The 6,888-nt window shown below is 66.4% G+C and carries 5 protein-coding genes; 2 read left to right on the top strand and 3 right to left on the bottom strand.

Features of this window, described 5'->3' with window-relative positions:
• Positions 1-169: 169 nt before the first annotated feature.
• The 3 genes from ACZ4U4_RS05370 to ACZ4U4_RS05360 form a co-directional block, all read right to left on the bottom strand.
• A complete protein-coding gene (locus ACZ4U4_RS05370; RefSeq protein ID WP_467869148.1) occupies positions 170-1,375 on the bottom strand; it encodes a cytochrome P450 in 1,206 nt (401 codons plus the stop codon).
• A gap of 402 nt (positions 1,376-1,777) precedes the next feature.
• Positions 1,778-2,665: a DUF1259 domain-containing protein gene (locus tag ACZ4U4_RS05365; protein WP_467869146.1), complete on the bottom strand. Its 888-nt coding sequence runs from the start codon at positions 2,663-2,665 to the stop codon at positions 1,778-1,780.
• 398 nt (positions 2,666-3,063) lie between these two features.
• Positions 3,064-3,792, bottom strand: a complete 729-nt coding sequence (locus ACZ4U4_RS05360) for an NUDIX hydrolase (RefSeq protein ID WP_467869144.1) — start codon at positions 3,790-3,792, stop codon at positions 3,064-3,066.
• Positions 3,793-3,877: 85 nt separating this feature from the next.
• On the opposite strand from ACZ4U4_RS05360, the gene ACZ4U4_RS05355 reads away from it, so the two are divergent.
• Together ACZ4U4_RS05355 and ACZ4U4_RS05350 are read left to right on the top strand one after the other, a co-directional pair.
• Positions 3,878-5,623 carry a hypothetical protein gene (locus ACZ4U4_RS05355; protein ID WP_467869142.1) on the top strand — a complete coding sequence of 582 codons (1,746 nt, stop codon included), beginning with the start codon at positions 3,878-3,880 and terminating at the stop codon, positions 5,621-5,623.
• The gene (locus ACZ4U4_RS05350; RefSeq protein WP_467869140.1) at positions 5,620-6,543 is read left to right on the top strand and encodes a 5'-methylthioadenosine/S-adenosylhomocysteine nucleosidase family protein; all 924 of its coding nucleotides are present in this window, start codon (positions 5,620-5,622) and stop codon (positions 6,541-6,543) included. Before ACZ4U4_RS05355 ends, ACZ4U4_RS05350 begins: the two co-directional genes overlap by 4 nt.
• The last annotated feature ends 345 nt before the right edge of the window (positions 6,544-6,888 follow it).

The following is a 6,888-nucleotide window of genomic DNA, read 5'->3' as shown; positions in this document are numbered from 1 at the left end:
TGTTTTTTCCCTCTGGGTGGGGAGGGGTGTCCGCAGTGTCGGTTTTCTTTTCGGTGCCCTTTCCCTTTTTGGCGTCTCTGGCTTCCCCCCCCCTCCCCCCCCCGCCCCCCCCCCCCCCCCCCCCCACCTCACGGCCCACCGCCTCGGCGGGCCGCCGCTCACGCCCCTCTCACCAGGTGACGGGCAGGGCGAGCGGATAGCGCCAGATGGAATTCTTGTTCCACTGCACCTCTTCGGCGGGCACCGCAAGCTTCAGCGCCGGGAAGCGCCTCATGAGCGTGCCGAGCGCCACCTCCAGCTCGGTGGCGGCGAGCGGCGCACCGAGGCAGTGGTGGCCGCCCCAGCCGAAGGTCATGTGGGACGGCCCGTTGCGCTCCAGGTCCAGCTCGTCCGGCCGGTCGAACTTCCGCCCGTCCCGGTTGGCCGTCAGGTACGACACGTGCACGATGTCGCCCTTGCGGATCTGCACGCCGCTCAGCTCCACGTCCTCCAGGGCGACGCGGGGGATGCCGACGCCCTTGCGGAAGGGAATGAAGCGCAGCAGCTCCTCCAGCGCCTGCGGGAACTTCTCCGGGGTGTCCCGGAGCATCGCCATCTCGTCGGGCCGCGTCAGGAGGGCGTAGGAGATGTTCCCGAGCTGATAGGTGGTGGTGTCCTGGCCCGTGATGAGCAGCACCATCGCCATCACGGTCAGCTCGTCGTCGTTGAGCAGCTCGTCCCCGTCGCGGGCGGTGGCCAGCACGCTGATCAGGTCGTCGCCCGGGTCCGCCCGGCGCTGCGCGGTCAGCTTCGCGAAATAGGCCCGCAGCTCGGCCTTGGAGCGGATGGCCGCTTCCTTGTTCTCGACGGTGACGTTCATCATCGTCCGGGCGTGCTTGCGCAGCTGCGCACGGTCCCCCTCGGGGATGTCGAGGACCTCGCAGATGGTGGTCAGCGGCAGCGGCGCCGCGAGGTGCTCGAAGAGATCGGCGGGCGCGCCGTGCGCCTCCATCCGGTCCAGCAGCTCGTCGACGACATGCTGCGTACGGACCCGCATCCGCTCCATGTGCCGCGGCGCGAACCCCTTCGAGATCAGGCTGCGCAGCCGGCTGCTGCCGGGCGGGTCCATGACGTTGATGGCCTCGTCCTGGACGATGGGCTCCGGCGTCATCCGCGGGAAGTCCCGGCCGACCACCGCCCGGCGGCTGAACCGCCGGTCGGTGGTGACGGTACGCACGTCGTCGTAGCCGGTGACCAGCCACGCCTCCCCCTCCCCGTAGGGCAGCTTGATACGGGAGACGGGCCCCTCGTTCTGCAGCGCTCTGAGCTGCGGGTCGAATTCGAGGGCCTCGGCATAGTCGAAGGGGCAGTTCCGCGTGGGAGGCACGGGGTCCATACGAAGCTCCAGGTACGGGATCGGACGGATGAGGCGGGCACCGAAGGGGACGGACACACCCCTCGGGGGGCCGTCTGCGTGGCGTCGTTCACCCGTCGGGCGGCTCCACGGGCTCCGGTCGGCGACGACGAGGCGCGGCGGGACGAGCGACACGGCGCGCCGACGACCGACGACCGCACCGCGCACGGGCGTACCGCACCTCGCCTGCCGAACCCCGTGGACCGGTCCCGGCGTGGACGACAGGACCTAGGTACCCGATCACCTGTCGGCACACGCGCCGCATCCGGGCGATTGGTCCGATTGCCCCATGAATCGCGTACCGCCCGGCCCACGGCACGCCCACCGCCCCGGCCGCCGGGCCCGGTGGCCGTACGCCGAAGAGCCTCAGGCCGGGATCGCCCCTCAACCGGCCGGGACCTCCCCCACGGGGGCCTCCACCCGGGCGGCGTCCACCGCGCGGCGCAGGGTCCGGGCGAGCGCGACGGCGTCCGCGACGGCCCAGAAGTGGGTGAAGAACAGCCGGGGCGACTCGTCCAGGTGATGGTTGTGCAGTTCGACGAGGCGGATCCCGCCGCGCCGCAGCGCCCCCAGGACGCCTGGGGCCTCGTCCGCCGTCATGGCGAAGTCACCGGCGAGCGCCGCCCGGCCGCCACCCACCGGCTGGAAGATGAACGCGCAGGTCGAGCCGAGGCCGACGGGCAGCACCAGCGGTCCGCTGCGCACCGTCTCCCGGCGGACGAACAGACACTTGAAAACCCCCTCCTCGACGGTCCCCCGGACGCCCAGCGCCGCCTCGATCCCGGCCAGGTCCAGATCCATGGGGAGCGACGGCCCCGGCGGCCCCGGGGGCGGGGTGCCGGTCCGGTCGAACCCGGCGCGCAGCCCGCGGGCGAGCGCCTCCGCGTCCCGGCCGTGCCCGTGCAGATGGGCCCACCAGATGTCCGGGTGCTGGGCGAGCAGATGCTTGTGGAGCGCGGTCAGCGCGATGCCGTGCGCCTGCCAGGCGTCGATCGCCCGCTGCATCTCGTCCTCGGTGACCACCACATCACCCATCGCCATCGCGCTGCCGTCGGCGTACCGGACGAACGACACATGCGCCCCGAGCGCAAGCCCCGGCCGCACGATGACCCCATCGGAGACCACGCTCAGATCCCGCCGCGGAAAGCCGGTGTGGTAGATCACGCCCCGCAACATGTTCCCGCCCCGCCCCAGCGCCCGCCCCACACCGGCCCACTCCGCCTCACCGGTCGCCACCGGCTCGATCTCCCGCCGCCCCGCCCCACCCGCCATCCCGTCACTCCGAGCGGCAGCACCCCCGGCCCCCACCCCGACGACCACCGGCGCCGCCACCACCGCGGCCAACAACCGCCGCCGCGAGGCGGACCCCCGCGGACAGGCGTCGTACGCACGGTCTCCGCTCCTCATTCCGTCGCCTTTCATGACGGGATGAAATCATGATGTAGCGGGGGAAAGGGGATATTCAGTACCGGGTGTCCCGGAAGGCCCGTACCCTTCGTGCCACCACGGGTCAGCACCCCGGTGGCCGTCATCATGAGCAGCACAGGCCACGGCTCCAAGCGACGAGGCGGAGGCACAGTCGCCCTACTCGCCCTGAACGCACTCGGACAGCCTTCTCGTTCCGAGCCCGGCCGGAGCCGCTCTCACCCGTCGGCCACCTCCGAACCGCGCTATACGGCATACCCGGCACCGCCGCCGCCACGCAGCAGGGGCGGATTGAGCAGCCACGCGCCACCGCGACGATAGAGGGCAGCTGGGCGGCCGGTGGGAGGCAGTCTCTGCTCCCCCGTGGGTTCCACGAACCCTGCGGAGTTGAGCACTTTCCGGCGGAAGTTGCTCGGGTCCAGGCGTTGCCCCCAGATCACCTCGTAGACCGTGCGCAGCTCACTCAGCGTGAACGGCTCCCGGCAGAAGGCTGTAGCGACGGCGGTGTATTCGAGCTTTCCTCGCACTTCCTCCAGCGCATCCGCCAGGATGGCTTGGTGATCGAACGCCAACCGCTCCTCGGTGGCCAGTGGTGACACAGGGGCCCAATAGGCATGCCTGGCATCGGTGCCCCCCACGGGAGCGGGCAGATCCGACCCCAATGCGAGATAGGCGATCGTGACCACCCTCCCCCTCGGGTCACGCCAAGGGTCCCCGTATGCGCCGAACTGATCCAGATGCAGCTGGCTGCCATCGATCCCAGCCTCCTCCCCGAGTTCACGCAGAGCCCCCTCCCGCAAGGTCTCGCCTTTTTGGACATAGCCGCCAGGGAGCGCCGGCCGGCCGAGGAAAGGCTCCAGTCCGCGCTCGATCAGGAGCACCATCAGGCGCCCATCTCTGATCGTGAAGATCGCCAAGTCCACGGTCACCCACGACGCCTCCACTTCAGTGGAGGCTTTCAGCCAGTCATCCACCAGAACCCCTAAAGGTCACGTTGACTTAAACCCTGCCGGCACTTATGGTCTCGCAGACCATAACTCTACGAGGCAGGGACAGAGCGTGATCACTTCTCAAGCGCCACCGGCCACGGAAGCGACCGGTGAACCCACCGCCGCCACCCGCCACTTATGCACCGGTGTGTACGTGGATGAACGTTTTCGAGACCTCGTGATCAATGAGGTGTGCACCGCGCCGCACCGGAGGGTCGCACCGTCCTACGGCTTCGACATCGTCCCTGTCATGCACCACGCTTGGCGAGCCGCCGCACTGAGCGCGCTCACCCGCATTGCAGTGGTGGGAACAGCGATCGCCCCCGCCGTCACAGGTGCCCTACCCACCGCCGCCCTCATCGCCAGCGGCCTTGCCCTCCTGTGGCTACTCCGTCTCGCCGTACTGCTCCGCGACGTCGACCAGGACCCGAGAGTCAGGCAAAAGTCCAAGCGCCGCGGCCTGGGAGCGGTACGAAATCATCGGCGTCTCTTCAAGCTACTACTGCCGCGCCGGTACTCGGAAAAGACATATGCCCTCCGGCGTATCGGTTTCGCCGCACTATCACTCACAGTGGCCGGCCTGACGCTCGCACTCCTCTACCCGGACCACGCTGTCAGAGCATTTCACCTGGCCTTGGGAATCTCTCTCATATGTCTCAGCGTCGGGGTCACACGCCAACTGATACTCAATCGAATCCTGCGCGCACCAAGCCTTCGGCCCTCACGCCTGTCCGGGCGACAGAAGGCGGCGGACACACAGCAACAGCATCTCTGCACCGTCTACCGCCGCCCACGTCACAGCGAGGACGAAGACGAGGACGACCTCACCATGTTCACGCTGTTCGGGGACGAATCGCCGTTCATCGGGGCCGGCGAGCTCGTCTACCAGTGGAACCCGCCGATGAGCATTCAGCTGCTCCGCCCCAGCGATGACGACGCGCCGCTCCATGAACGCGAGTACCCCGTCCCCCCGTTCCACGCACACGAACTGGTCGACTACCTACGCGAGGCCGTTCAACTACTGGACTCCGACAGTCAGGATGTACGGCTACCCGCACAGGTCCGCGACCGCGTCTACGTAGCCGAAACCGATGTAGCGGTGGACCGTTCGCTTCTTCCGCAGGAGTTCGACGAACGCGACCTCCGCGTCATCATCAATACACCCGGATCCAAACAGCATCACTTCTTGGAGGTGACAACGCCTGCGGAGGGCGCGGAGTTCGTGGCGACCGTTCTACTGCACGTCAGCCTTCAAGGCCGTACCTTGAGCATCTCCACGGCGGCGTGCGTCCTCGCTCATACGCCGAGGACTTTCCAACGCACCGCAGAGTTCGGCCATCACGGATTCATAGCAGTCGTCTGGTCAGCGTTTCGGGAACTGGCCACATTACCTTCAGAAATCCAGCACTCATGGCGACTGATCCTGTATCTCTATGCCTTTCTCAAGGCAGTGATACTTCCCCGGGACCTCACCATCACGCCGATCCGCAATGTCCTGATCGGTAGTCGGGTGAGCATACGGGAGAGATCGGCCCAGGCATGGTCCAAGATTCAGCTTGAGAAGAGCGACATCCTCGGCCGAATGAAGACGATCGAACGTCGACTGCTTCGGGCCGCCAGCGACTTCCTGACCATCAAGGATGTTGACATATCAGAGTTCAACGATCGCGCACTTAAAATCATCAACAGCGGCATCTTCAACTTCGGCGACAACAACAACTTCAGCAACAACGCCGTGGGCAATGCGGCTCAGGTCGGCGTTGCCGCCAGCCAACCGACCGGCCCGGAAAACTCCAACGGTGGAGGAAAGCAGTGATCACCAATCACGGCATCATCAGTAATGGCGACAACAACAACTTCAGTAACAACGCCATTGGAGAAAACGCCAGCGTCGCCCTCTCCACTCCTTCCCACAGCACTACCCTTCCCACCGGCGACGGGGCGACTGACGCCCAGAACACCGTGTGGGACATCGGAGTGGTCACGATCCTCAGTGAGGAACTGCGCAGCGTGGTGGACGAGTTGAAACTGGTACGCCACAAGGAACCCGGCGGGCTGTTTTTCTACCGGGGCGAACACACCATGGCGGAAACGACTGTTCGTATCGTGGCCACCCAGGCCCAGAGCCAGGGACAACGCTCGACAATGGCAGCTCTGGAAAATCTTCGCCGCCACTACGAACCGCGACTCTGGGCCCTGGTAGGCGTGGGTGGCGGCCTCCATGAAGAGCACGCCCGCATCGGCAATGTCATTGTCTCCACCGACATCGTCTACTACGAGAACCGCAAGATCAGTCCGCGAGGGGAAGTCCATCGCCGCGGGGAACACCGACAGGCGCCCGCACCGGTCGTCCATGCCGTGAACGCCTTCTTCACCGATCACGGGACACCGGCACGCATCCACGGCCAACTACCCGCACACGCATCTGAGGGTTTCGAGGTCTACCCGGGCGTGATCGGGTCCGGAGAAGCCGTCATCGCCGACCGCGAGAGCGACATCCGCAGCTACCTCACGAGCTACCACGAGAAAGTTTTGGCGGTAGACATGGAAGCAGGAGGCCTGAGCCAGTACTGGCAGGAGAACTCCGTTCACAGCGGAATCAATCCTGGCTGGATCGTCATCCGAGGCGTATCCGACAACGCCGATGAGGAAAAAGGTCACGGATATCACGACCTCGCGGCTCGGAACGCTGCGCACATCCTGCGAGAGCTTCTCTCCTACCTCTGCTGGCCTTGAATCGAAGGCACCGAGAGGCCCCTACCAGAGGGAGACGGCTCGTATGACTGCTTTTCTGTTCGGGATACTCAGCTCTCTTGCTGCCAGCGCGATCCTGCTGGTTCTCGGCCTCTTACGCGGCTCACGTCCACTGTGGTGGCTGGTGGCCGTCTGCTCCCGGCCCACCGGCACGGGGCTCGGCCGCGTATACCGGCATCAGTCGTCCACTGAACAGGACATCGCACACGACCTCGCCCGGGCTCGCTGGGTCAAAGTCCTGGCAGGACGTGGAAATGTGCTCACCCGTGAGGTCTTCTCACCTCTGTGGTCGGGGGAGCTGTCCCCGGATTCCGTCCAGGTTCTGCT

This window comes from Streptomyces sp. NPDC029159 (assembly GCF_055564055.1).
This window is presented reverse-complemented; position numbering and strand designations above follow the sequence as displayed.

Coding starts and splice junctions, on each gene's coding strand:
- ACZ4U4_RS05370 (WP_467869148.1), bottom strand. CDS start 1,375: ATGGACCCCGTGCCTCCCACGCGGAACTGCCCCTTCGACTATGCCGAG.
- ACZ4U4_RS05365 (WP_467869146.1), bottom strand. CDS start 2,665: ATGGCGGGTGGGGCGGGGCGGCGGGAGATCGAGCCGGTGGCGACCGGT.